This is a genomic window from Pseudomonas sp. R3-52-08, assembly GCF_003851745.1.
GTDB lineage: Bacteria > Pseudomonadota > Gammaproteobacteria > Pseudomonadales > Pseudomonadaceae > Aquipseudomonas.
On the sequence record NZ_CP027730.1, the window covers coordinates 2,313,542 to 2,337,238 of the forward strand.

The window sequence follows — 23,697 nt, forward strand, 5'->3', positions numbered from 1 at the left end:
CTCCCCATTTGTATCTTCGTGGAGGCGAATCGGGTGTTTAATAAGGCGCTGTTTAGGTTTTCATTATTTCTATTGGCCCTCCTTGCCAATCATTCGCAGGCAGGCATCTCATTGGGCGCCACTCGAGTGATTTTCGACGCTGAGCATCAAGAAGCTTCGTTGTCTGTGCTTAATCACGGTGGTGAGGATGTACTGGTCCAGTCTTGGCTAGAGTCTGACTCAGCAGATTTTAATATTTCATCTTTTGCGGTCACTCCACCGTTATCCCGCCTATCCAAAGAGGGGCGTCAACAACTACGGATACTTTACAGTGGAGAGGGAGTGCCGTTGGATCGAGAGTCAGTTGCTTGGCTGAACGTCCAAGAGATCCCCCAGAAAGTTAATGGGGAAAGCGTTCTGCAGCTTGCGGTACGGCAGCGGATTAAAGTGTTTTTTCGACCGCCTGGATTGCCGGACAGTGCGGTAGAGGCACCGACTCAGCTTAAATGGACATTAAATAAACATGCTCAGAATGCCGTACTAAAGGTTGAGAATCCAAGTCGATTTCATGTGTCGTTGACTGGATTGAGTTTAAAAGGCGCTGGTTACAATGACTTTCTAATGGGAGAGGGCCATATGTTGGCTCCTGGTAAGAGTGTAGAAATACCAGTCAATCCAATGGATTCAACTGCCAGTATCAAACTGAATTTCAACGTCATCAATGATTACGGCGGACAGGACTCATACACGGCCGATCTATATATAGATAAGGTCAGCTCCGCTGCGCCGAATACATTGGCTGACAAATAAGTTTATTCGCCAAGTTCTGATGTACTGTCGAAAGGTTTGTTCTTGTGTTTTTTATGAAAAGAATCAGTGCTGAAAATAGCTCGGGCCTGTCCGCGCGCGCGCAGGAAAGCATGGCAGCACCTCGTGACTTGGTGGGTAAAGATTTTAGACTTCGAAAGCTCGCTCTTGCAGTTGCCTTAGCATTGCCGGGGGCAGCCTACGCTCATTCCACGGGGAGCGAAGCAAGTATTCCAGAGTTCGACCTTGCTTTTATTCAGGGGGGCGGCGAACAGCTTGACCTAGCCGAGTTTCTTAGGCAGGACAATGTTGCGCCAGGAACCTATCGTGTCGATATTTACGTAAACCGAGCCCTGACTGGGCGCAGAGATATTCGTTTTGACACCATTGACAAGTCAGGTAAGACCAAACCGTGTCTGACTCTGGACGTGCTCGAGAAACTTGGCGTAGATGTGGAAAAGCTGAAGCGTAATGGCGTGATTGACACGGGCCTGCCCGACCGCTGTTATGACGTGAGCGAGTTAATCGAAAAAGCCAGCGTCGAGTACGATGCTGCTCGACTTCAACTGCATATTGGTATACCCCAAGCGGCTATGCTGCGAAGTGCCAGGGGCTATGTTGATCCTGCCGTTTGGGACTATGGTGTCAATGCTGGCTTCGTAAACTATCAATTCAGTGGGCGTCGTAGTGAAAATTTAGGTAGCACGAGTGACTATTACAGTTTGGGTTTGCGTAATGGCTTAAATATCGGTCAGTGGCGCCTCCGTAACGAGTCAGCTCTGACGGATGGTAGTGGAAATAAACGGCGCTTTACCAGCAACCGTACTTTCGCCGAGCGCGACATCACGTCGTTGAAAAGCCAATTGACACTCGGGGAAACTTACACCAGCTCTCAGACGTTTGACAGTGTGCGTTTTCTCGGCGTCCAGCTAAGTTCAGATGAGGCCATGCTTCCCGATAGCCAACGGGGCTATGCTCCAGTTATCCACGGGACTGCGCAGACCAACGCGACCGTTGAAGTGAGCCAGAATGGGTACTTGCTATATAGCACTACGGTTTCCCCCGGGCCATTCGAAATCAATGATATTTATCCCAGCGGATCAAATGGGGACCTTGAAATAACTGTGATCGAGGCGGATGGGAGTCGCAATACTTTCACCCAGGTTTACGCCTCTCTACCGCAGATGGTACGACGTGGCATGCTGCGTTATAACGCTGCCGCTGGCGAGTATGCGAGCAACAATCCTGACGATGCAGCGCCTTCACTGGCGACCTTAGGGTTTGCCTACGGCCTGACCAACGCCACAACCCTAGTGGGGGGCGTGCAGTGGGCTGAGGACTACAGAGCAACGAACGTTGGTGTCACACAGAACACGCCTCTTGGCGCCTTCGCGATAGATGTCACCCAATCAAATAGTGAAATCCGACAGCAGCAAAACCGCGGTCAAAGCCTTAGGTTGAACTATGCGAAGACACTCGCCGCTACCAATACGACTTTTACCCTGGCTACCTACCGTTATTCGACTGAAGACTATCGGACGCTGGGTGACCATGTCACCGACCTGCGATTCATGGACGGTAACCGCAGAGGGCGTGCGAAAAACCGTTTTGATTTAACGATAAACCAGAGTTTGGGCTCGAGGGGGGGATCGTTTTACCTGAATGGCACTGAACAGCGTTACTGGAATGTGCCCGGCAGTTCGCAGCAACTTCGCGTCGGCTATAGCAATAACTGGGGCTCGATAAATTATAACCTTGATGCCTCCTATAGCCGTAACGATGCCTCTAATTATAAAAATGATACCAAGCAGGTTGCTCTGTCTATCTCTATGCCTTTAGGAAGTTCACAGCGATCATCGCGTATCAGCTCCAATCTAAATTATGACAACCAAGGGCGTCATTCAACACAGATGGGGGTGAATGGCAATCTTCCGGGGCAAGATGATGCTTATTACAATCTCCAGGCAGGGCATGACAGCAGCGGGGGGGCCTCAGGGTCCGCAAGCCTGAGTGCGGTCACCTCAATGGCTCGGGTGAATGCTGGTTACAGTCATGGTCGCGATTATCAGACTTTCAGTGCTGGCGCATCCGGTTCGGTAGTAGCGCATGCCGGAGGAATTAATCTAGGTCAACCCGTGGGCGACACATTTACCCTTGCAGAGGTGTCTGGTGTTTCTAATGCAAAATTTTCCAGCCACGCCGGGGTTATCACCGGAAAGAACGGCTACGCGGTAGTACCCAGTGCTCAGATGTATCGGACCAATTGGCTTACTCTGGATGCCCGTGATCTAGGGGCGGATACTGAGCTACTGACCACCGCCCAACAATTGGTTCCCCGTCGTGGTTCCATAACACTAGCTAGATTCGCGGCGGAAAGTGGGCGCCGAGTACAGTTTGAGTTGCGAAGCGTAGACGGTAGCCATATACCTTTTGGGGCAAGTGTTCAGGACGAAAATGGCAAAGTGCTAGGCGTTTTAGATCCAAAAGGTATGGCGCTTGCTTTAGTGGATCAGGAAGAAGCGACTCTGACTGTAAAATGGAAAGGCGATAGTTGCCACGCACATTATATTTTAGACTCGCGGAAGCCAGGTACAAGATTTGATAAAGTTCAGTTAGTCTGCGAGTAAGGTGGGTGAGTTTAGGCGCCATTGCTAAGCTCTATTTTTTGTTGATAGTGTTAACCAGTGATCTCGGGCACATATTAAAATGTTTAGGGGAATTAGCGTGGATAGCGAAGTTATCGGTTGTATAATTTGTGGTGCTATTATTTTGATCGGAGTACTTATACACTTCGCAAAGTGGAGGGCATGACACATGCCACTTACCGGTCAATCTGTCAGGTTGCAGAGAAGTTAGCAGGCTGTTGAGCGGTAATCGCAGTCAGCAGTTAACTTGTATTTTACAGAGAGAATTACTTGAATAACCGAAGTGAGCAGTCGTTGCTCCAACAATCTACCGTCATGATGTTGGCGGTAGCGATCGCTGGGATTGCTACAGGTTTCGTTACGGGTGCCCAATCCGTCCTGTTCGATGGTTTTTTCTCGTTGATTGCAACCTTTATCAAAGTATTGATGCTGATTACATCCAAGCTTATCGCCAAGGAAAGTAATCACCGTTTCCAGTTTGGCTTCTGGCATTTGGAGCCTATGGTATTGCTAATCGAAGGCAGCTTTCTGTTTTTGATCGCAATCTATGCATTTCTTAACGGAGTGTCTGGATTCATCAACGGCGGTCGTGAGATTGAATTAGGGATGCTGATCATCTATGCGGCAGTGTTTACAGTCGTCGAGTTCGCCTATTTCTTCTACATACGTTATCGAAACCGTGAGCTTAAATCAACGCTGATTCAGTTCGATAACATTAGCTGGTTGGTAGATGCGATGTTATCAGTGGGATTGCTTGTCAGCTTTCTCACTGCGCTGTTGCTCACGTCACGGGGCTATGGTCATTTGGCCGTATATGCCGATCCGCTGATTTTGATCCTGCTGGCACTGAGTATATTGCCTCCCGCTTTCAATATACTGCGTCCGGCCTTGCGTGATGTGTTGGGCATGGCGCCAGACCAATTGGACAACAAAGTGCGACAGGTGATGGACGCGATTAAAATCGAGCACGGCCTCGAGCATTATGTTTCCTATGTACAGAAGCACGGGCGAGCGCGATTTATCGAGATCCATATTGTGCTCTCGGCTGATTATCACGTGGAAGCGGTCGGGAAATTGGATACGTTACGTGACGAAATCTCGGCGAGATTGGGCCGCGCAGATTCGACACGGTGGCTGACGATTTGTTTTACGGGGGACCGGAAGTGGATTGTTTGATCTCTACGTGGTCCTCACTGTAGCGGGAAAGTTGTACCTTAAAGTATTAGTGGCTCCTGTCAAGCGCTCCAGAGAAAGGGGAAAGATTTTGGAGGGAGTGGCCAAGTAGTATGTGAGGGGAGAAGTTTTTATCTTTTCAAATGGGATACTTGCGAGAACGATTCCAGAACTTTATAAGGGTAATGTCAAAACTTAAAATTTTTGGTATGTTTTATGAACTCGAGTGATCACAGTTCTGCGCTTTCGTTTCATGGTTTTACGCGCGAGGGTGAGATTCTACTTTGCCTCACATCCGAAGGCAGGAAATAATTATTGAAATTCCAGAATTGAGCATTTAGTCAAAGAGACATAATGTTCTACTAGGCTTCGAAAATTTTAGATGTTAAAGCAATTAAATATTAAGGGGGGTTGCATGCAAAAGGTACATAGCTTACGCGCTACCAACACCATTTGCGTTTTGCGCGAAGAAGATGCACCCAATGATGTGCGGAAGCGTGAGTTGATTTTACAAGGTAAGATTCTATCATCTGGAAATTCTCCCGCACTCTCTGCTTTGCAAGACTATATAGTTCCCTTTACTTTCAGGAGGCAGTTCGCAAGGGGTAGCGGCCATGAAACTGTTTGTTCGCGTCTAGGGTTTGTGTCTAACTTTTCGGGAAGTGGAGAGCCTGGAATAATCGTGCATGCATCTAAGGACGGGCGGATTGGTTATGTGGATGGAAGTGTAAGCTGGATGATGCAAAAACCCCTCCCCGGCTCGCAAGAAAAAATTTTTACGCCGGCGCAATTTGTAATCAATATAAAAGAGAGATACGATATCGACTTGGTTAACGTTGGTAGAGGAAGGTTACATGTTGGCTCATGTTTTAGTAGTGGTGAAACCGGCATCGCTCAGAAGCTTGCTAATATTCTCGGTAGGCCAACAGTGGGTTATGGTAACTTCAATGAAGTCGCCACCGCTCCCTTGGATAGATATTTGAAAGGCGCTAGGGTCTATAGAGATAAGGGCGATTGTACACCCCTTATGCCGAAAACGTACTTCCCTATCAAATCAGATGCTGAATTGGCGCCTGCTTTAGTGATCCGAAACAATCCCGACAAGACAGATCTTTGAAGTTTAACCCGAATTTTGGTAATTGGTTAAGCGTTGGGTAACCCTTTAGGTTTTTTCTATCAACTGATGAGTGTCATCGTTTCGTATTTATGCGGTGAGCTTGGGTAATGATTTTGCATGCTTTGGGTGCCAAGACCAGTTCGATCAAGGATAAAGACGGCAAGCGTGACCCGTAAATGCATCAGACCAAGAAAGACAACTAATATTATTTTGGCGTCGAAGCCCACATTGGTACCGACAACAAATTGGCCTAATGCACCGAGTAGTGGTCACCGCGGCCAATGTTACGGATGTCACGCAGGTCGAAAAACTGCTGCATGGCGAGGAAAACGTGGCTTGCGCCGATGGGGGTTATACCGGAGTCGAGAAGCGCGAATAGCACGCGGGGTGCAAGGTTATTTGGCAGATTGCAGCCCGGCGCAACACCTACAAAAAGCCCGGGAAACGTAGCGTCTTGTACAAAGCCATACGCAAGATCGAGAAGGCAAAGGCTCAGGTTCGCGCCAAGGTCGAGCACCCGTTCCGAGTGATAAGGCGCCAATTGGCTATAAAAAGTGCGCTTTCGAAGCTTGGCCAAGAACACTGCACAGAGACTGACGTTGTTCGCCTTGCCAAACCTGTGGATGGTACGCCGACATTTGTTGGCGAACGCGGGAGAGGTGCGCATATGATGCGCAAACTGGCTGCTGGAAACGCCTTGCCACGGCGAAGAGGGCTACAAAATGAAGATAATGGGTCAAACTTAGCTACGCTTGACACAATGAAGCTGATATGGCGGGAGTCTCTGTCCGACCGGTTGCCAACAGTGGATCCGATGGCGTTACTACAATCAGCGCTGTGAGTTGGTAGATTCTGTCGGGAAGCCTGTGCTCGGGGGCTTACTTGATCACCGTGACTTCACCTTAGGCCTCTCCCAGGACCTGCAGGTTAGCGGTGTACGATCTTCACTACGGGGGAGGCGTAATCGGTGGTTCTTGATGCATCCAGGAAATAAGTCCAGAATCAAGTCCGTTTCTGCTTCGGCAAGAAATGAAACCCCTTAGATTTCAACGAGTCGGACACCAGATACGAGTCTCGTTTCCCGCTCCAAATATCGATCTACAGAGTTCCATGGAATTCTGTAAGTCATTAAAAATAGACGCTTAGGCGTCTTTTTTTGTTCCGCCAAAATCCATCGAAAGCCACGGATATCTGATCTTGAGCGAGGGCTGTGGGCCATTCCGTGCCCCTGTCGACCCAGGCGGTGGAGGTAGTGCGCCAATTATTGAAGAAGATGCGTCCCGCTCAACGCCACTTGTTGTCCCATCGCAGTAACCTGGGCCAGCGGATCAGTGAAAACACCCTCAATGGCGCCCTGCGTCGGATGGGCTGTATCGATCAACTGACGGGCCACGTATCCGGTGCCACGCTGTCTACCGCGTTGCATGACATTGGCTACCCCAAGCCTTGGATTGACGCCCAGTTGTCCCATGCGGATCCGGACAATCCCTATTCAGAGTTTTCAGCCCAAGTTGCTCTTCGGGTGGAAGGCAAAGCCAGCCAAGAGAAACTTGCGCAGTCCTTTGCGTAGCACACTCTTACGGTCATCATTGAAAAAGACAGCAATATGGTTACTCGCGAGCCGTCGATAAAATTGGCACAACTTGCCATCCGTGCATGCTCTAAAATTTTGGTGCTATGGGGCTGCGTTGCCTTCCAGCGCCCATTCCAAGCTTCCAGTTGGGCTGGGTGGGGTATCCAGCTGGCGACCCAAGCGACTGATCAATAACGCTGTGGAATCGGCATTGCTCAAGATACTGATCACCCTTCGCAGTGGATCAGTGCTAAAAATCTGCCGGGCATCGTCAAGGGTCTGTCCGCCGGTGACCCTTAAAATGTGATGTAGAAGCGAGCCTTCGGGGTCTATCAGGGTCGAGGCTGTTGAGTCGAGGACCTGAAACAACTCATTCGGCGGTGTGTTGCTGGACAGGGGCGCGTTCTGACTCCGCTCCACGAACGCCTTAGCAATTCGGCCTTGTGGCGTGTGGGTATCAATCAGATCTGGATAGGGGTGTACCGACTCTAGATAAGCGATGTCGTGGGTTCCGCTGACATGGTGGGTGAGTTCATGAATGAGGGTGACCGCACGCGCATGGACGTTGACGTAAAACGGTTCTCTCAGCAAGTTGTTGTAATTGAGTGTCGGTTTGAAAAACGCTGCGGTCAGGTAGATGATGTTATGAGTGTCTGGAACCAACGTAAACGCCAACACCTGTTCGGTTCCAGGAGGGGGAGTCATGCGTGACTCCCCCATGACAAAACGGATTGACTGGGCGTTAGTCAATGATGGCTCTGTGAGAGCGTTGTAGATCAGATCAACAGCAAACTGTATGCGTATCAGGTGATCGGTTTCAACCGTCTGGAGTCCGAAGAATTTCTTGATGTGCGTGAGCGAGCGTGTCAGCGCTTGGGGAGCATTGGCCAATAGACGTAAGTTGTCTCTGGCGTTTTTTGCATAGTAGGTGGCCAACGTCAGGGCTTCAGTGATCATCAGCGCTTGTACAGGGTAAAGCGTTCGGATGGCCTGCATGCCGGAGGCCTGGATGTTCATGCTTTGTCGTGCAAAGGGCGATGAGTAGAACCGGTTACTCAGGCGTGATAACGCTCGGCGTGCAGAGCGCAACGGTACCGGGCTGCTGAGCATCCACTGTTCTCGGGTGTTTTTGTACACGTAAGGGCCGATCTCGCGGCCATGACTGATCCGCCACCGTTCACCCTGTTTGGTGACTTGGACGACCTTACCCTCGACGGGAGCGTAATAGTGATTCTGCTCGGATTGGTAGAGTCCAAGGCGGTCAATCTTATTCAGGTCTTGCAGGGCCCTGTCGGTCAATGCATAAGCTTGCAACTCTGTTCGTTCGGGGGCGGTAATATCAAGGGCAGGCCATTTCGCCACAGCTTCGCTTGCGGTGCTGTTGGGAGGAGTGGACAGGATTGTTTCTGGCGAAGAACGGGAAACCTGTTCGCCGGTTTCAGGCATCGATTGGCGCAGCATGGCCAGCTCTGCCACACCACTGATGAAATTATCCATCGCTTCACGCCAATGATGGCCCTGCAAATTCTCGGCAGAAGCCATGAACAGTTTGAAGCTCTGCCAGACGATCCAGGGGTAGGCCAGTTTTCCGGCAAGAAACAGAACCCCTTGGTAAATTGCGCTTTTGAAGATGTCTATTACCCAGTTCCAGTGCGCGTGCGCATTGGTAATAAATTGACAGCCCAATAACATCGTAAGCACTTCAAGATTATCGGTAAACAGGCGGTTGAACAGTGGGCCGGTGACGGGGTTGGAAGTCAAACGCAAAGTGCTTGCTGTATTGGCCGACTGAACGAAAAAGCTAGTCAGCGTCGTTTGGTGTGCGTCCCCAAGCAGCCTGAAAATCCAAGTTTGCAGTTCGCCAGGCCGACTCAGCTCAGTCAGCAGACTCGCTTCGTCCAGGTACTCTTTAAAGTCATGGCTTTGACTGTAGGGGGCATACAGAATATGCGGTCCCTGGCCGGTTGTTGGGCTGATCAGATAGACGCCCGTCACTTTAATCGCAGTACTGGCGGCAGAGGTCAGAAATTCCAGTGGCCGAATAGTAGCGTTGGTATCAATCACGGCGGCACGGGCGATCGCATCCGGCATGTCGAAGACCTGCTGAATAAACCCGAAGGCGGTTTCACTGAGGTTCTTTTGGAGCATTTGCGCATGAGCGTATTGTAAAAGTTGCCAAGGCAGTTGCCTTGCAAATAGTTGCTGGCGTTCTGCTTGTCCTGGAACTCCGGCGCCCAGCATTGTCTTCAAGTAGGTTTGATAGTCACTACCCAGTGCCAGCGCCTGGAGCTGAATGTTCAGTGTTCTCCCGTCGACCATTGTGGAAAAGAGTTGTGCGCCAGTCGACGTGAAACGTGGGGGAACGATGGCCCTTTGGTCGCGATGGAGCAACGCATAGTTAACTAATGTCACCGTTCGTTGGGCGCCGGCGTTGGAAGTCGTGAACGTTACGTTGATCTGATCAGGGGTCAAGGCGCTTTGAGGGGCGATGCTCCGTAACAGGGTGGAGAGTTTTTTCCGAGCAAAGCTTTGGATGGATTCGATGCCGTGCAGATAATCCTGATTGTCCTGCACATTGTTTCGGTACTGCTCCAGGAGTTCGACGTGGAGCTGTTGGTCTCGCTCAGGGGCCATACCAAGCCATTGAGGCAATGATTGTTGAAAAATCAGGGCTTTGGCAATCGCCATGGCGCGCTTGAGATTGTTCGCCGGTACGCTCTGCGTGATGTGGACTTGCCAAATATTGCGCAGTTGTTGGCTGGACAGTGTTGAACCCAGTATTTGGTTTTGTTCCCATCTCTTTTGATCGGCCCAAGTTTGCTGGTGATGTGCGCCGAGGTTATCTTCAATGAGTTGGAGCGCGCCGAGTGTATAACGATGGCTGGGGAGCTGTAGCGATGGTGCCAGATGCTCTATCAATGCCAAGCGTTCATCAGCGTCAGCCAGGCGTTCAGTCAACTCGGTCTTGGCATGGGCCAATGAGTCGAATGTTTCCAGCCCCAGGGCCGATGTCCACAGGATGGCGCGGCCGGAATACAACACGTCTTGTCCGCCTCGTTCTGTCAGCAAGAAGCAGCCAGTTAATGTCACGGGGGCTGTCAGCTCTTGGCTGTTCAGCGTCAAGGCAAATGCGTCAGGTCTAAAGCCGTTCAGACTGCGGCGCATGTCGCGCTTGTAACTATTCAGAACCTCGAGTATGACCGCCTGGTCAACGGGCAGCAGCGATTGGTTCAGCCCCCTGAGTAGGACTTCCCCCCTCAATCCGCCAGTCAGCGCTGTTTCAAATAGGGTCGAGAGGTCAGGGAAGATATTATGGATGCGCCGCAGATAGTCTGGAAACTGCTTTAAGGCGCTGTCGATCAGTGCGTTAAAGGTTCGTATGTCCAGATTGGAGAGCTTTGTGGCCACACCTGCGGAGATTGCTGTAAATAGCCCGTAATGAGGGGTATTGGGTGCAACCTCCGCCTCTGCACAAAGTCGTTGAAGAAAATACTCCACCATGCTGATGGAAGTCGTCGGTGAGCGCCCCTCAATCTCACTTGGCGGGCCAGGGTACTGGTTTAGAAAAATATTCGAGGCGTGCAGATTACCTCGTTGTGCGTTTGCCATTAGCGAATTGAGCAAGGCTGCGGCGCATTGTTGCAACGTTGGACGGGTTGCGACTTTGCTGTTCACTTCGTTGTCGATACGTTCGAGTTTTTGTAGTTCAGCCTGAGCGGCTGGCAGAACCGAGGGGGGCGGTGACGGGTGCCATGAGGCTGACAATTGAGTGCTCCAGCGACCTTGGGCGTCGAGCTCCAGCAATTGGCGATCAATCATGGCGCGCACATCAAGAAGATTATCGATTGTAGCGTTGATGTCGATTGTGCCCTTGCTTTGGCGGTACAGGTCGAGAGCGAACTCCAGGTTCTGAGCCTGCTTTTCGATGATGCTCTGCACTAGGCCAGGAAATAGGGCTTCGGTGGTGGGTGCGGTGATGATGGACAATCGGACGAAGTCAATGATGGAGTAGCGTTGTGGTCGAGAGAGGTAGCCCATCCATAGATCCGGCTTTCTCACTGTATTCAACATGTTCAACAAATAAGATTTGAGTCGCGTAAGGTCGTTGAACGTCTGGAAACCCTGGGATTGTGTGTAGAGAAGAATGGCCTGTGGGTTGGAAGTGCTTTCTTGCTGGCTGAACACCAAGGTGCCCGCGAGCTCGACATAGGTCATATCCGAGGACCCCAGCAACGTTTTTTCGATCTTGATGGTAGGCGAGGATGTCATTTTTTCTGTAAGAGGGAGCGCTTGCAGCGCAAGGCGTTGCTGGGGCGACAGATAGTTTTGCTGCTGTTGGTCGAGTAACGCAGCCCGAAATTTGTCGGCCATGGCAATAGCTATCAGGTTCAGCCGTGATAAGCCCGTTTGGCTCTCAGACTTCCAGAATGTGCTGAGTTGCTGGGTGATATGGTTTTTCAAGCCGTGGGCAAGTTCTTGTACGGCTCTCTCCCAGTGCAGTTGGTCGTCGGTATGGCTAGCGGTTTGTTCTGTGGAGGTGGACCATTCTGGATGGCTGTACTGCCTGGTTTCACCCACGGGCCAACTGTTGGCCACAAAATAATCAAGGACAGTCACGCTTAGTGAGCGGCTGGCCCCGGGCCGTTTGGTCGATGTCAGCGTGCCGTTCGGTGCCCGTGTGGTTTCGGTGATGTAGCTGTTTACGCGGGTTTTGCGCTGATCCAGAGCTGGAAATCGTATGCACAATGCTTCGGTTAAATACTGGTCGAGCATTGAAGTAAAACTGGGCAGCATGCCCAGTTCATCGAGCACTTGCTGTGCATTGTCGACCTGATTGTATGCAATGGTACGGTGCAGTGCTTCGAAGACAGCGCCCACGATGGGATGGACCGTGATTGTCAACGCATCATTATTTTTCAGAGTTTGCCGCTGCGCGATGGATAAGTAGCCCGCCAATGCTTCTTGCTGCTCGGAGGGCTTCAACCAGGTACTCAGTTGCGCGAGGACTGTGGCTCGACTCTCAAACTTCTCCAATCCCCGACTAGGCGTGTACAGGAAAACACTGCCATCAGGAGAAGGACTCAACAGACATGCACCTGCGAGCTCAATCGGTGGGGCCCCGAAAGGGGTCACGGCGATAGCTTCGACGTGCATCGGCTGCGGCTGGCCAATACGAGCCGCGTTGTCGGCAAGATAGACATTGTCAAGCCAGGCCAAGTCCTCCAGCGTAAATTTTCGCGCCCGCTGGCGTTCGGTCAGGTGTTCTCTTGTAGCTAGCGTTTCAGTGAAGAAGTACGGTAAATCGTTGTCGTCCATGGTCATTGGCTCAAAGCAGTAAGGGGCGCGGCTCTTGAACCGTTTCCGTTCGGATGAGCGAGAGATTGTCCACACAACTTTGCGAGCCTGAGCAGTACATATTTAGTCCGAAAACCATAGCGACGGCGTTGACCGGACTGGTCTTCCACCCCCAGATCGGTGATCAGCTTGCCGATGTCGATCATGACCGGGTTTCTGCAAGGTCTTTATCGCCTCGACAATCGGTTGCACGCGCAGCCCAACGGCGGTGCGACAATTCGACAAGCCCGCTCGCCACAATAGCCCTATCTGCCGGGCGTTCAGCGTTCAGCGTTCAACCTTGAGCCAAAGTTGTAAAGACACCTATACCTTTGGTGCTCAGGCTCACTTATACAAAATCGCCTGATGAATATTCTCCAACGCCATGATGCGCTGTGCGGCGTTGAGCTTGATGGCTTCCTTGGGCATGCCGAACACCACGCAACTGGCTTCGTCCTGGGCTACCGTGGCGGCGCCGGCTTCGAGCATTTCCTTTAGCCCGCGTGCGCCGTCGTCGCCCATGCCGGTCATGATGATGCCGGTGGCGTTCTTGCCGGCGAATTTGGCTACCGAGCGGAACAGCACGTCCACCGACGGGCGATGGCGGTTGACCAGTGGGCCGTCGATGACCTGGGCGTGATAATAGGCGCCGCTGCGGGTCACCATCAGGTGTTTGCCGCCGGGAGCGATCAGGGCGAGGCCGGGCAGGATGCGGTCGTTGTTGCGCGCCTCGCGCACTTCGATCTGGCACACGCTGTTGAGGCGCTCGGCAAAGGAGGCGGTGAATTTTTCGGGCATGTGCTGCACGATCACCATGCCAGGGCACACCCTCGGTAGAGCAGTCAACACGGCCTCCAAGGCCTGGGTTCCGCCGGTGGAGGTGCCGATGGCGACGATGCGTTCGGTGGTCTGGGCCATGGCGTGGCCGTTGGCGGCGGGCAGGATTGCGTCTGCGCTGAGCTTGCCGGGTGGCGCGAGGGCGGGTGTTGGTTGGACGGTTCGTTTGCCCAGGTTCTTGACGTTGGAGTTCGCCGCCGCGCGGATGGCCGCGACCAGCTCGGCCGCCGATTCGATCAGGAAGTTCTTCAGCCCGGTGGTGGGTTTGGTGATGATTTCCACTGCTCCGGCCGACAATGCCTGCAGGGAGGTTTCGGCGCCTTTCTGGGTCAGCGAGGAACAGATCACCACCGGTGTCGGCCGCTCGCTCATGATTTTGCGCAGGAAGGTGATGCCGTCCATACGCGGCATTTCGACATCCAGCACGATCACGTCTGGCCATTCCCGAGCCAGTTTATCCATGGCGAAAATCGGGTCGGACGCGGCGCCCATCACATGGATGTCCGGCGTGTCGTTGAAGATCGCCAGCAGCACTTGCCGTACTACGGCCGAATCATCGACCAACAGCACGCTGATTTTTTTGGTAGGCATTTTTTTTGAATGTTCCCATTGGTTGGTGCCGGACCCAGACGTTGCCGTTCCACAGGTCGAACACAATATTGCGATAGCCGGTACTGCCCATGTCCTGAGCGGTCAGGTGCAGGTGATGGCGCTCGGCCAGGGCCAGCGCTGCGCGAATATTCAGGCTGGCCACGTCCTGCGCCGGGAGGGGGCGCGGCTGTTCGGGGAACATCTCGCCGCCGCCGAACAGCTTGACCTGATAGTCCTGGGCCTGCGTGCCGTTGGCATGAGCGTGGCGCAGCAGCAATTCGAGCGCCTCGTCGGCATATTTGCCATCCAGGGGCTGACCTTTGCGCGAGCGCGCCGGCAACATGAAATGGCACATGCCGCCGATCAGCCGTTGCGGATGCCAGAAGGTGATCGCCACACAGGACCCGAGCAAGGTACGCAAGCGTGTCGGCCGCGTCGCAAAACTGACCTGGCCCGGCGCCAGCACCACTTCGACCACATCCGCAGGCTTTTTCATGGCTTGCGATAAATCGACGGCGCCACCAGCTTCAACGTGTCGTTGACGCCGTTGAGGCTTTCGGAGTGGCTGATGATGAAGTAACCGCCGGATTTGAGCAGCGGCAGCAGCCTGGCGACCACCTGGCTTTTGGTCTGCTGGTCGAAATAGATCATCACGTTGCGCAAGAAGATCACATCGAACTCGCCCAGGCCGGGCAGCGGTTCGTTCAGGTTGACCTGGATAAAGTTGACCCGGTTGCGCAGGGCCTTTTCGATCAGGAAAGTCCCGTGCTGGCGCCCTGTTCCCTTGAGGCAATATTTGACCAGCAGCGGCTGGGCCAGGGTGCCGGCGCGCTCCATGGAGTAATGCCCGTTGCGTGCCTTGGCCAGCACCTGGGTGCTGATGTCCGAACCGATGACTTCCCACGGCGTGGTGCCCAGGTTCTCCGCCAGCGTCATCGCCAGGCTGTAGGGTTCTTCGCCCGAAGAGCTGGCCGCGCTCCACACGCGAAACAGTTTGCCCGGCGGCGCCTTGGGCAGCACCTGCTGGCGCAGGAAGTCGAAGTGCTTGGGCTCGCGGAAAAAGTAGGTCTCGTTGGTGGTCAGCAGGTCCAGCGCAACTTGCAGCTCGCCCTTGCGCTGGTCGCTCATGATCAGCTTGAAGTACTCGCCGTAGCTCTGCAGTTCGTAGTGTTTGAGGCGTTTGAACAGCCGCCCGGCCACCAGGGCTTTCTTGGCGGGCGACAGGTTGATGCCGGCCGCGCGGTACAGCCAGGACTGGAACTGGCCGAATTCACGATCATCAAGTGGGCTGGTGTCTGGCATGATCGAGCCTCAACGCGCGTCGAGGTCGAGAGCCAGCGCCTGGCCAGTCTCGGCCAGGCTGGACATCTCGTCGATGGACAGCACTTTGTCCACCTCAAGCACAATCACGAACTTGCCATCGACCTTGGCCATGCCGCTGATGAAATCCGCGCGGATGCGTGCGCCGAAGTTGGGTGGCGGTTCGATCTGTGTCGCCGGGATTTCCTGCACGGCGGAAACGGTGTCGACCAACAGCCCGATATCCTGCGGCTGGCCGTCTTCGGTGATGGCCTCGATGATAATTACGCACGAACGCCGGGTGATCGACGAGTTCGGCCGGCCAAAGCGCGCCGACAGATCGACCACCGGCACCACGGCGCCGCGCAGGTTGATCACGCCGCGCACGAAGGCGGGCATCATCGGCACCACGGTCAGGCTGCCGTATTCGATAATTTCCTTGATGCCCAGAATGCCGATGGCGAACATCTCGCCACCGAGCATAAAGGTCAGGTATTGCGCATCCTCGCCTGCCGTGACGGCGGTATGGCGGGTAGTCATCACTGCGCCCATGTCATTCTCCCTGTGAGCCCGCATCGATTCTTGCGATCAGAAACGGGTGAATTCCGATTCGTCCGGGGCGCTGGCCACGTTATAGGCAAAGGCTTTGCGCGGTGCCTGCTGTTCCGCGCGTGGCGGCTGGCGGTCAGGCTTGCCGGCGCTGTCCGCGCTGCGGCCTTGAACCGCGGCCTTGGGGCTGGAGTCCAGCACGAAAAAGCTCATGGCCTGTTGCAGTTGCTCGGCCTGGCTGCTCATTTCTTCGGCGGTGGCGGCCAGTTCCTCGCTGCTTGAGGCATTTTGCTGGGTCACCTGGTTGAGCTGGGTCATTGCGGTGTTTATCTGCGCGACACCGGCGGCCTGTTCCTCGGACGCGGCACTGATTTCCTGCACCAGGTCGGAAGTTTTATTGATGGAGGGCACCATTTCGTCGAGCAACTTGCCGGCTTTCTCGGCCATGTCCACGCTGCTGGAGGACAGTTCGCCGATTTCCTGGGCGGCTACCTGGCTGCGCTCGGCCAGCTTGCGCACCTCGGCGGCCACCACCGCAAACCCCTTGCCGTGCTCGCCGGCCCGGGCGGCCTCGATGGCGGCGTTGAGGGCCAGCAGATTGGTCTGGTAGGCGATGTCATCGATGATGCTGATGCGCTGGGCGATTTTCTTCATCGCCACCACCGTCTGCTGTACCGATTCGCCGCCTTCGGTGGCTTCCTTGGCGGCCTTGCTGGCCATGCCATCGGTGACCTTGGCGTTTTCGGTGTTCTGGTTGATGCTGGCGCTCATCTGTTCGACCGACGCACTGGTTTCCTCGACGCTGGCGGCTTGTTCACTGGTGGCCTGGCTCATCGATTGCGCGGTGGCGCTGACTTGCTCGGAAGCACTGGCCAGGTTATCGGCGGCGTTGCGCACCTCACCGATGATATGCGCCAGCTTGCCGACCATGTTGCGCATGGCGTTGAGCACCATGCCGGTTTCATCTTTGGCACCCGGTTCGATGTGCGCGTTGAGGTTGCCTTCGGCCAATTGCCCGGCGGCGGTGGCGGCTTGTCGCAACGGGCGGGAAATGATCCGCGCGATGAACAGGGCCAGGCCAATGCCGATCAACAGGGCGACGACCAGCGCCGCGATGATTGACAAGCGTGCGTTTTCATACAGCGACGCGCCCTTGTCACCGGCGACGGTGGCGCCGGCGTCATTGAGTTCGACCATCTTCTGCAGGCGGCTAGTCACCTCATCGAAATGCGTCTTGGACTCCCCCCTGAGCAAACCGCGAGCCTGGGCTTCCTGGTTCTGCCGGGAAAATTCCAGCACCTGCTTGCTGGCTGCCAGGTAGGCGGACCAGGCACTGTTCACGCTGGCCAGGAGCTGGCGGTCTTCATCATTGGACAGCAATTTTTCGTAGGTGCCCATGCGGGTTTCGAACTGCTGGCGCGCATCGTCGGCTTCCCGTTCGGCCTGCGCCTTCTCCTCGGCGATCTCGGTGCCGATGTGGCGGTTTTCCTTCAAGCGATAGTTGGCGGCAAAAAAGCGCATGCCGGCCGCTGCGCGCATGGAGGGCATCCAGTTGCCCTTGATGTCCTGGGCCGCCTGATTGACTGCACCGAGCTGGTGAATGGCGAAGCCGCCCATGGCCGCGGTAAGCGCCAGGACCACCAGGAATGAGCTGATCAACTTGGTGGAAATTTTCAAATCGTAGAACCATTTCATCGGGGGAACCTCCATGGAATTGCAAATACGTCAGCGAGCGACGACCGGGGGCGACTGAGGCGCCTGGGCCGTGCGAGCTTCCAGTTGTACGATTTGGTTGAGCAGTGCCGGTATATCCAGGATCAGGGCCACTGCGCCGCTGCCCAATATGGTCGAACCGCTGATGCCGCGCAGTGCGCCGAACAGCTTGCCCAGGGGTTTGATCACGGTCTGGAACTCACCGAGCAGGTCATCCACCACCAGCCCGGCCTTGTGCTCGGCGTAACGCACCACCACCACATTCTGGCGGCGGGCGGCCGGGCCTTCGTGGCTGAAGTGATGGCGCAGGTCCACCAGCGGCAACACTTCGCCACGCAGGTCCAGATACCCCTGGTCGCGGCTGGAATGGCGCTGGTGATCATCCAGTTCGATGCATTCCTGAACCATGTCCAGCGGAATCACGTAGGTGGATTGGTCGATGCCGACCAAAAAGCCATTGATGATCGCCAGGGTCAGCGGCAAGCGAATGCGCACCACGGTGCCCTGGCCGGGACGGCTGTCCAGGTCGACGGTGCCGCGCAACAACGTGATATTGCGCTTGACCACGTCCATGCCGACGCCACGCCCGGACAGATTGGTCACCGCCTCGGCGGTCGAGAAACCGGCTTCGAAGATCAGGTTGTAGATCTCCTGGTCGGTGAGCACCGCGCCGCTGGCCACCAGCCCGCGTTCCTGGGCCTTTGCCAGGATACGTTCGCGGTTGAGCCCGGCGCCGTCGTCGGCGATTTCGATGACGATGCTGCCCGAGTCATGGTAGGCATTGAGGCTCAGGTGGCCTCTGGTCAACTTGCCGGCCGCGCGCCGCGCCTCGGCGCTTTCGATACCATGGTCCATGGCGTTGCGCAGCAGGTGCATCAGCGGGTCGCCGATCTTCTCGACCACCGTCTTGTCCAGTTCGGTTTCCGCGCCGCTGATGATCAGGTCGATGTCCTTGCCCAATTCCTGGCTGACATCGCGCACCACGCGGCGAAAGCGGTTGAACGTGTCGCCGATGGGGATCATGCGCAAGTGCAGGGCGCCATCAAGTATCTCTTCCACCAGCCCCGATACCGTCGAGGTGGCCTCTTGCAGTGGGTCGTTATTACAGGAGCGGGCCAGCAGGCTCGCGCCGGCGCTGGCGATAACCAGCTCGCCGACCAGGTTGATCAGTTCGTCGAGCTTGTCGGCGTTGACCCGCACGTAATTGCCATCCCGGTTTTTTTCGCCGGCCGCCGCCACGCGCTGCTGCGCGGGCGGGGCAAATTCAGCGCGGGGGGCCACCTCGGTCGCGGGGCAGGCAGGGGTGTCGACGGGGTCGTCGACGGCGCTGATGCTGACTTCACAGTCGTCACGCACAAAGTCGAACACTTCGTTGAGGGTGGCGTGGCTGGCCGTCGAGCGCAGGTCGATTTCGAACCCCAGGTAGCAGCTTTCCGGGTCCCAGCTGTCCACGGCCGGAATGCCGTCGGTCAGGGTGGTGACCTGCAACAGCGTGCCCAGGGTGTCGAGGTAGCGCAGGAAGGACAACGGGTCCATGCCGTTGCGAAAGACATCCACGCCGAAGCGCAGGGAAATATGCCAAAGCACTGCGTCCGCCGTGGCGTCGTCCACCGCCGCGGTTTCGACGCGGGCAGTCGCGGTCTGCAGCGGCTGATAGGCACTCAGCGCCTCGCGCAATACCTCACCGCGCTCCAGCGCGGCAGGCGTGGGCGCCTCACCGCGGCTGGCGACCACATCGATCAGTTCGAGCATGTGGTCGCCGCACTTGAGCAGCAGCGCGATCAATGCGGCGTCCACCGCTACACTGCCGTCGCGCAGGCGGTCGAGCACATCTTCGACGATATGCGTGAACCCCACGATCGACGCCAGGCCGAACAGGCCCGCCGACCCCTTGATGGTGTGCGCGGCGCGGAATATCGCGCCGATGGCATCCTGATCGCCGGGCTCGCTTTCCAGTTGCAGCAGGGATTGCTCCATGGCCTGCAACAGTTCGCGTGCCTCGACGATGAATGTCTGCTGTGCCTGATCGAGATTGATGCTCACCTGGACCTTCCTTGTCGATCAATGAGAGTGGGCAGCGCTGGCTACAACGCGGCGTTGCGACACAGTTCAAGCGCCTGGGTGACCGCTTGGCTCTGGCCGGTCACGCTCAAGGCGGTGCCGGCAATGCCGGCTTCACGCTGGATGACCGCGAGCAACTGCAGGCCGGCGCCATCCATCTCGGTGACCTGTGACAAGTCCAACTCCAGGCGAGGCGCCACGCCCATTTGCGGCAGCAACGCGCTCGCCAGTTCGGCCACGGTGTAAATCGTGAGTTCGCCGTCAATGCCCACGCGGGCGGTGTCGTCGAGTGTTTCGCACGTTATCGGCATGGGGGCCTCCCGGTGTCAGGGCAGGATCAGTTTGGATACGGCTGCCAGCATTTGCGCCGGCTGGAACGGCTTGACCACCCACGCCTTGGCGCCAGCAGCCTGGCCTTCGGCCTTTTTCGATTCCTGGGACTCGGTGGTCAACATGATGATCGGGGTGAACTTATAGTTGGCCAGCTTCTTGACCTCCTTGACGAAGGTGATGCCGTCCATGTTGGGCATGTTCACGTCGCTGATGATCAGGTGCACTTTCTGCCCGTTGAGCTTGCTCAGGGCATCCTTGCCGTCGCTGGCCTCGATCACGTCGTAACCGGCGCTTTTCAAGGCAATGCCGACCACTTGCCGCACGCTGCTGGAGTCGTCGACCACTAGTACATTCTTCGCCATGAGGGGCTCCTTAAAAAAACGTGATGTCTTGAGAATTCTGTTGCACGGAGGCCGCGCCATGGTGCGTGCGCCGTTGCTCATCGGTGGCGTAGGTGGCTTCCATGCGCGCCAGCCACTGCCGGGCGTCGACGGCCACGGCCTGGTCCGGGGACTGGCGGGTCTGCATAAGGTGCTCATGCAAGGCGTGCATGTTGTCTCGCACGTGGCTGAGGATCTGGCTGACCCGGTCCTGGAATTGCAGGTTGACCAGTACTTCGGTCATCTCATCACGAATGCCGTGGCTTTCCTGCTTGAGCAGGTCGGCGGAGTCGGCCAGGCGCCCGGTGATGTTCTGGAAGCGTTCAAGCACCAATTGAATGCTGTTTTCAGAGGCAGCCACCGAGTTGCTGTCCTGGTCGGCACTGCTGGAGGCGGCCTGCACCAACTGGGTGATGGCGTTATTGATGATGTCGACCTTGGCCGACATCTGCTGGCCGGTTTCGCTGGATTTGCTCGACAGGCTGCGCACCGCATCGGCCACCACCGCGAAGCCGCGACCGGCTTCACCGGCCCGCGCCGCCTCGATGGCCGCATTGAGCGCCAGCAGGTTGGTTTGTGCGGCAATCGCGGCCACATCGGCGGCCATGGTGCGCAGTTCGCCGGTATAGGCGGTAAGGCTGCGTACTTGGGCGAGCGTCTGGTCACGGCTGGTTTGAGTGGCCTTGAGTGAGTTGATCACCTGGCTCAGCTCGCTGTCGCTGCGCGCCAGCACCTCCAGCGCGCCGTCGGCGGCCTTGCCGTCCAGTTCGCCGGCAGCCTGCTGCGAGGCTTGCACCGTGTCCTGCAATCGCGCGGCTATCCCGGTAAATCGGTTGGCCAGGCTCACAATTGCGTCTTCGGTCTGCTGGCGCGAGCTTTCCACCTGCTTGGCCCAGATCGGCATGGCGCCCAGCAACACTTCATCGAGCTGTGCCCGCGAGTCCATGCCGCTATGCGCCGCTTGCGCGCCTGACTGATCCGCCAGCGCCCACGCGGTGGCTCGCAGCACTGCGTCACGCTGCGAACCGGCGCTCCAGGCGCACGCACCGAGGCCGATCAGCACCAGTACCGCGCAGGCCGCCAGGTTGGCCACAGAGGTTGACTGCAACAGGATCCATATAACGGCGGGCGCCACCGGGATGAAAGCGAACCAAAGAAAGCGCGGATGACCAGGAAGGGGGATGTGGCTGGATTGACGCTGGGCCATGAGTTCGTTCCTTGAACAGTCTTGCGGATATAAACAACATAGGGGTTATCTGCTGTATATAGAATAGCTTTAGCCTGCCGCTGTACCGTCCGTCCGATTGATGATAATTATGTTACTTACTTAGAGAGATATTGGTGGTAGTAAGTAGAAGGAGATGGGTAGGGTCCTAGTGTCCGCGTACGTCTTGATGTTTATCGATTAATCGGGCAGGCAGATTCAAAGTGACAATTTAGTTGAATCGTCGGAAAGTTCGTACCAAAGCGGCTTTATATTTATTGCATTTATTATTATCGCATCGGTTATTGCTACCGTTATTCTCGCGGTGCTGTTGACCAAGAGTATTGTTCGGCCTCTCTCTTAGTTGATTCTTTTACAAATTAACCTACATTGAACGAATTGATTCGAGAGACGAATCCGGTATTGCTCAAGTCGTTGAATGACCCAATGATTACTTTCTGCCAGTGGTGCTTTGGGGCAGCGGCCAGGAGGGCGGGGGTCTCATAGGTGATTTCTTATTTTTGTGATCGTGGTAGGTCATCCTATGACTGTGCCTGAACGACAGCAATAGCTGCTTTTCTCAGGATTGAAACATATGCCGTGGCTCAGGCTTAGCGTTTGCGTGAATTTGACCCGGTTCAATATCATTTCTACAGCCCGACGCCTCCGCTTTCTGCTGCTGAAACATTTATAAACACTATCGTTTAAGAATTGTTGTACGACGTCGTATCTATCGTGTTCGACTGCGCTCGTTCTCACAAAAAAAATAAATGGAGATACCCTCTATGACGAGCATTCGTTCCGTCGAAGGCCAGGCTGCGGCGCCCGCGCAAAATCGATTTTCCCGAATACTCAAACTGCTGGGCCCCGGAATCATCGCGGTACTGTCATGGCTGGGCGCAGGTGACCTGATCACGTCGTCCGTGGCCGGTGCCAATTACGGTTACGCCATGATGTGGGTACTGGCGGTCTCGCTGCTCCTGAGATACCTGATCGTAAACATCATCGCGCGCTTCCAGTTGTGCAATAACCAGGGCATGACCATTCTGCAGGGCTATGCCCAACTGAATCCCTTTTTTGCCTGGTTCATGCTCGTGTACGCCCTGTTGATGGGGCACTTGATGAACGCCTACATGATCAAAGGGGCGGGTGAGTCGCTGGCAATGCTGTTCAAAAGCGACCAGCCACTGCTGTGTTCATTGGCGGTGGTACTCGCGGTGTGGATGCTGGTGGGGCGTAATATCTATTCGATGATCGAAGGCGTGATGAAAGTGCTGTTGGCGATCATGACCCTGGCCTTCATTGCCTTGGCCGTGATGTCCGGTCCTGATGTGGTCGGCATCGTCAAGGGCACCATCGGCTTCAGCATCCCGCCGGATGAAGGCGTGCACGGCGCGCTGCTGGTGGCGGTATCGGTTATCGGCGCGGTTGCAGGCTCCATCGCCAACTTCGTGCATCCGTATGTCATGCGCCAAAAGGGCTGGGTCGGGCCGCAGCACAAGCGTGTTCAACGCAACGATCTGCTGTTTGCAGTGTTCGTCGGGATCGTCATCAATTTGGCCATCTGGATCGTCGGCGCGGAAATCCTGCGGCCCAACGGCATCGAGGTGAAGACCTTGGGCGATCTGGGCAAGGCCCTGGAAATGTTTTTCGGCCCGGTGGGTTGGTATGTGTTCTTCATCGGCGTGTTCGCTACTTTGTTTGCCAGCATTTCCGGCAAGACCACCGCGTTCCCGATGCTGATTACCGATGCCTTCCAACACGTTCGTCCTGAACGTCGCGAAAAGTACGGCAAGGAGTTTCATCATGACCCGATGCACAAATGGTTCATGCTATTCATCCTGGTCACACCGTTGATCTGGTCGCTGCCAGGCATGCCGGATTTCGTGACCCTGACCATTGGCGTCAGCGCGTTGAACATCATTGGCTTGCCGGTTATTTCCCTGGGCCTGCTGATCATGTCCAACCAGAAGTCGCTGCTGGACAAGCAATATCGCAACAACCTGTTTGAAAACATCGCGTTGCTCTTCGCTACAGGCCTTGCGCTGTGGGTTGCCTTCCAGTTGAGCGTCGATCTGTTTACCTGACAAAGAGCTACCGTG

General features: G+C 55.4%; 16 protein-coding genes and 2 pseudogenes. 7 read left to right on the forward strand and 11 right to left on the reverse strand.

The features are described 5' to 3' along the window. Positions 1 to 33 precede the first annotated feature (33 nt). The 6 genes and pseudogenes from C4J91_RS10795 to C4J91_RS10820 form a co-directional block, all read left to right on the forward strand. Positions 34 to 789, forward strand: coding sequence for a molecular chaperone (locus C4J91_RS10795; protein ID WP_124362292.1), 756 nt, complete (start codon positions 34 to 36; stop codon positions 787 to 789). A gap of 53 nt (positions 790 to 842) precedes the next feature. Beyond that, the gene (locus C4J91_RS10800) at positions 843 to 3,413 is read left to right on the forward strand and encodes a fimbria/pilus outer membrane usher protein (protein ID WP_256681675.1); all 2,571 of its coding nucleotides are present in this window, start codon (positions 843 to 845) and stop codon (positions 3,411 to 3,413) included. Between the two features lie 288 nt (positions 3,414 to 3,701). Continuing rightward, the gene (locus C4J91_RS10805; RefSeq protein ID WP_124362293.1) at positions 3,702 to 4,607 is read left to right on the forward strand and encodes a cation diffusion facilitator family transporter; all 906 of its coding nucleotides are present in this window, start codon (positions 3,702 to 3,704) and stop codon (positions 4,605 to 4,607) included. A gap of 412 nt (positions 4,608 to 5,019) precedes the next feature. Continuing rightward, positions 5,020 to 5,721 carry a hypothetical protein gene (locus C4J91_RS10810; RefSeq protein ID WP_124362294.1) on the forward strand — a complete coding sequence of 234 codons (702 nt, stop codon included), beginning with the start codon at positions 5,020 to 5,022 and terminating at the stop codon, positions 5,719 to 5,721. Positions 5,722 to 5,858: 137 nt separating this feature from the next. Continuing rightward, a pseudogene (locus C4J91_RS10815) lies at positions 5,859 to 6,392 on the forward strand (IS5 family transposase); the annotation flags it as partial. 551 nt (positions 6,393 to 6,943) lie between these two features. Continuing rightward, positions 6,944 to 7,204, forward strand: a pseudogene (locus tag C4J91_RS10820) (integrase); the annotation flags it as partial. Positions 7,205 to 7,396: 192 nt separating this feature from the next. Here C4J91_RS10820 and C4J91_RS10825 read toward each other — a convergent pair. From C4J91_RS10825 to C4J91_RS10875, 11 genes are all read right to left on the reverse strand, one after another. Further along, complete coding sequence (locus tag C4J91_RS10825; protein ID WP_124362295.1) at positions 7,397 to 12,610, reverse strand: dermonecrotic toxin domain-containing protein; 5,214 nt, start codon at positions 12,608 to 12,610, stop codon at positions 7,397 to 7,399. 2 nt (positions 12,611 to 12,612) lie between these two features. Further along, positions 12,613 to 12,795: a hypothetical protein gene (locus C4J91_RS10830; protein WP_124362296.1), complete on the reverse strand. Its 183-nt coding sequence runs from the start codon at positions 12,793 to 12,795 to the stop codon at positions 12,613 to 12,615. A 178-nt stretch (positions 12,796 to 12,973) separates the two neighbouring features. Beyond that, entirely contained in the window at positions 12,974 to 14,056 is a 1,083-nt protein-coding gene (locus C4J91_RS10835; protein ID WP_124362297.1) for a chemotaxis response regulator protein-glutamate methylesterase, read from the reverse strand. Further along, positions 14,019 to 14,552 carry a chemoreceptor glutamine deamidase CheD gene (cheD, locus tag C4J91_RS10840; protein ID WP_124362298.1) on the reverse strand — a complete coding sequence of 178 codons (534 nt, stop codon included), beginning with the start codon at positions 14,550 to 14,552 and terminating at the stop codon, positions 14,019 to 14,021. The genes C4J91_RS10835 and cheD overlap by 38 nt, the downstream gene beginning before the upstream one ends. Further along, on the reverse strand, positions 14,549 to 15,358 hold the full coding sequence (locus C4J91_RS10845) for a protein-glutamate O-methyltransferase CheR (RefSeq protein ID WP_124362299.1): 810 nt from the start codon (positions 15,356 to 15,358) through the stop codon (positions 14,549 to 14,551). Before C4J91_RS10845 ends, cheD begins: the two co-directional genes overlap by 4 nt. A gap of 9 nt (positions 15,359 to 15,367) precedes the next feature. Then, the gene (locus tag C4J91_RS10850) at positions 15,368 to 15,907 is read right to left on the reverse strand and encodes a chemotaxis protein CheW (protein ID WP_124362300.1); all 540 of its coding nucleotides are present in this window, start codon (positions 15,905 to 15,907) and stop codon (positions 15,368 to 15,370) included. Between the two features lie 36 nt (positions 15,908 to 15,943). Further along, a complete protein-coding gene (locus C4J91_RS10855; protein ID WP_124362301.1) occupies positions 15,944 to 17,599 on the reverse strand; it encodes a methyl-accepting chemotaxis protein in 1,656 nt (551 codons plus the stop codon). 30 nt (positions 17,600 to 17,629) lie between these two features. Then, positions 17,630 to 19,660: a chemotaxis protein CheA gene (locus tag C4J91_RS10860; RefSeq protein ID WP_124362302.1), complete on the reverse strand. Its 2,031-nt coding sequence runs from the start codon at positions 19,658 to 19,660 to the stop codon at positions 17,630 to 17,632. 41 nt (positions 19,661 to 19,701) lie between these two features. Next, on the reverse strand, positions 19,702 to 19,989 hold the full coding sequence (locus tag C4J91_RS10865) for a lipid asymmetry maintenance protein MlaB (protein ID WP_124362303.1): 288 nt from the start codon (positions 19,987 to 19,989) through the stop codon (positions 19,702 to 19,704). Positions 19,990 to 20,004: 15 nt separating this feature from the next. Beyond that, positions 20,005 to 20,373, reverse strand: a complete 369-nt coding sequence (locus C4J91_RS10870; RefSeq protein ID WP_124362304.1) for a response regulator — start codon at positions 20,371 to 20,373, stop codon at positions 20,005 to 20,007. Positions 20,374 to 20,383: 10 nt separating this feature from the next. Beyond that, positions 20,384 to 21,598 (reverse strand): methyl-accepting chemotaxis protein, encoded by a 1,215-nt coding sequence (locus tag C4J91_RS10875; protein ID WP_124362305.1) that lies wholly within the window; start codon positions 21,596 to 21,598, stop codon positions 20,384 to 20,386. 782 nt (positions 21,599 to 22,380) lie between these two features. Between C4J91_RS10875 and C4J91_RS10880 the strand changes: the two genes are divergently transcribed. After that, positions 22,381 to 23,682, forward strand: a complete 1,302-nt coding sequence (locus C4J91_RS10880) for an Nramp family divalent metal transporter (protein WP_124362306.1) — start codon at positions 22,381 to 22,383, stop codon at positions 23,680 to 23,682. The last annotated feature ends 15 nt before the right edge of the window (positions 23,683 to 23,697 follow it).

Bases quoted from the DNA above. Each gene is read 5' to 3' on its own strand.
- C4J91_RS10800 (WP_256681675.1), top strand. From the start codon at position 843: ATGAAAAGAATCAGTGCTGAAAATAGCTCGGGCCTGTCCGCGCGCGCG.
- C4J91_RS10810 (WP_124362294.1), top strand. From the start codon at position 5,020: ATGCAAAAGGTACATAGCTTACGCGCTACCAACACCATTTGCGTTTTG.
- C4J91_RS10825 (WP_124362295.1), bottom strand. From the start codon at position 12,610: ATGGACGACAACGATTTACCGTACTTCTTCACTGAAACGCTAGCTACA.
- C4J91_RS10830 (WP_124362296.1), bottom strand. From the start codon at position 12,795: ATGATCGACATCGGCAAGCTGATCACCGATCTGGGGGTGGAAGACCAG.
- C4J91_RS10835 (WP_124362297.1), bottom strand. From the start codon at position 14,056: ATGCCTACCAAAAAAATCAGCGTGCTGTTGGTCGATGATTCGGCCGTA.
- cheD (WP_124362298.1), bottom strand. From the start codon at position 14,552: ATGAAAAAGCCTGCGGATGTGGTCGAAGTGGTGCTGGCGCCGGGCCAG.
- C4J91_RS10845 (WP_124362299.1), bottom strand. From the start codon at position 15,358: ATGCCAGACACCAGCCCACTTGATGATCGTGAATTCGGCCAGTTCCAG.
- C4J91_RS10850 (WP_124362300.1), bottom strand. From the start codon at position 15,907: ATGGGCGCAGTGATGACTACCCGCCATACCGCCGTCACGGCAGGCGAG.
- C4J91_RS10855 (WP_124362301.1), bottom strand. From the start codon at position 17,599: ATGAAATGGTTCTACGATTTGAAAATTTCCACCAAGTTGATCAGCTCA.
- C4J91_RS10865 (WP_124362303.1), bottom strand. From the start codon at position 19,989: ATGCCGATAACGTGCGAAACACTCGACGACACCGCCCGCGTGGGCATT.
- C4J91_RS10870 (WP_124362304.1), bottom strand. From the start codon at position 20,373: ATGGCGAAGAATGTACTAGTGGTCGACGACTCCAGCAGCGTGCGGCAA.
- C4J91_RS10875 (WP_124362305.1), bottom strand. From the start codon at position 21,598: ATGGCCCAGCGTCAATCCAGCCACATCCCCCTTCCTGGTCATCCGCGC.
- C4J91_RS10880 (WP_124362306.1), top strand. From the start codon at position 22,381: ATGACGAGCATTCGTTCCGTCGAAGGCCAGGCTGCGGCGCCCGCGCAA.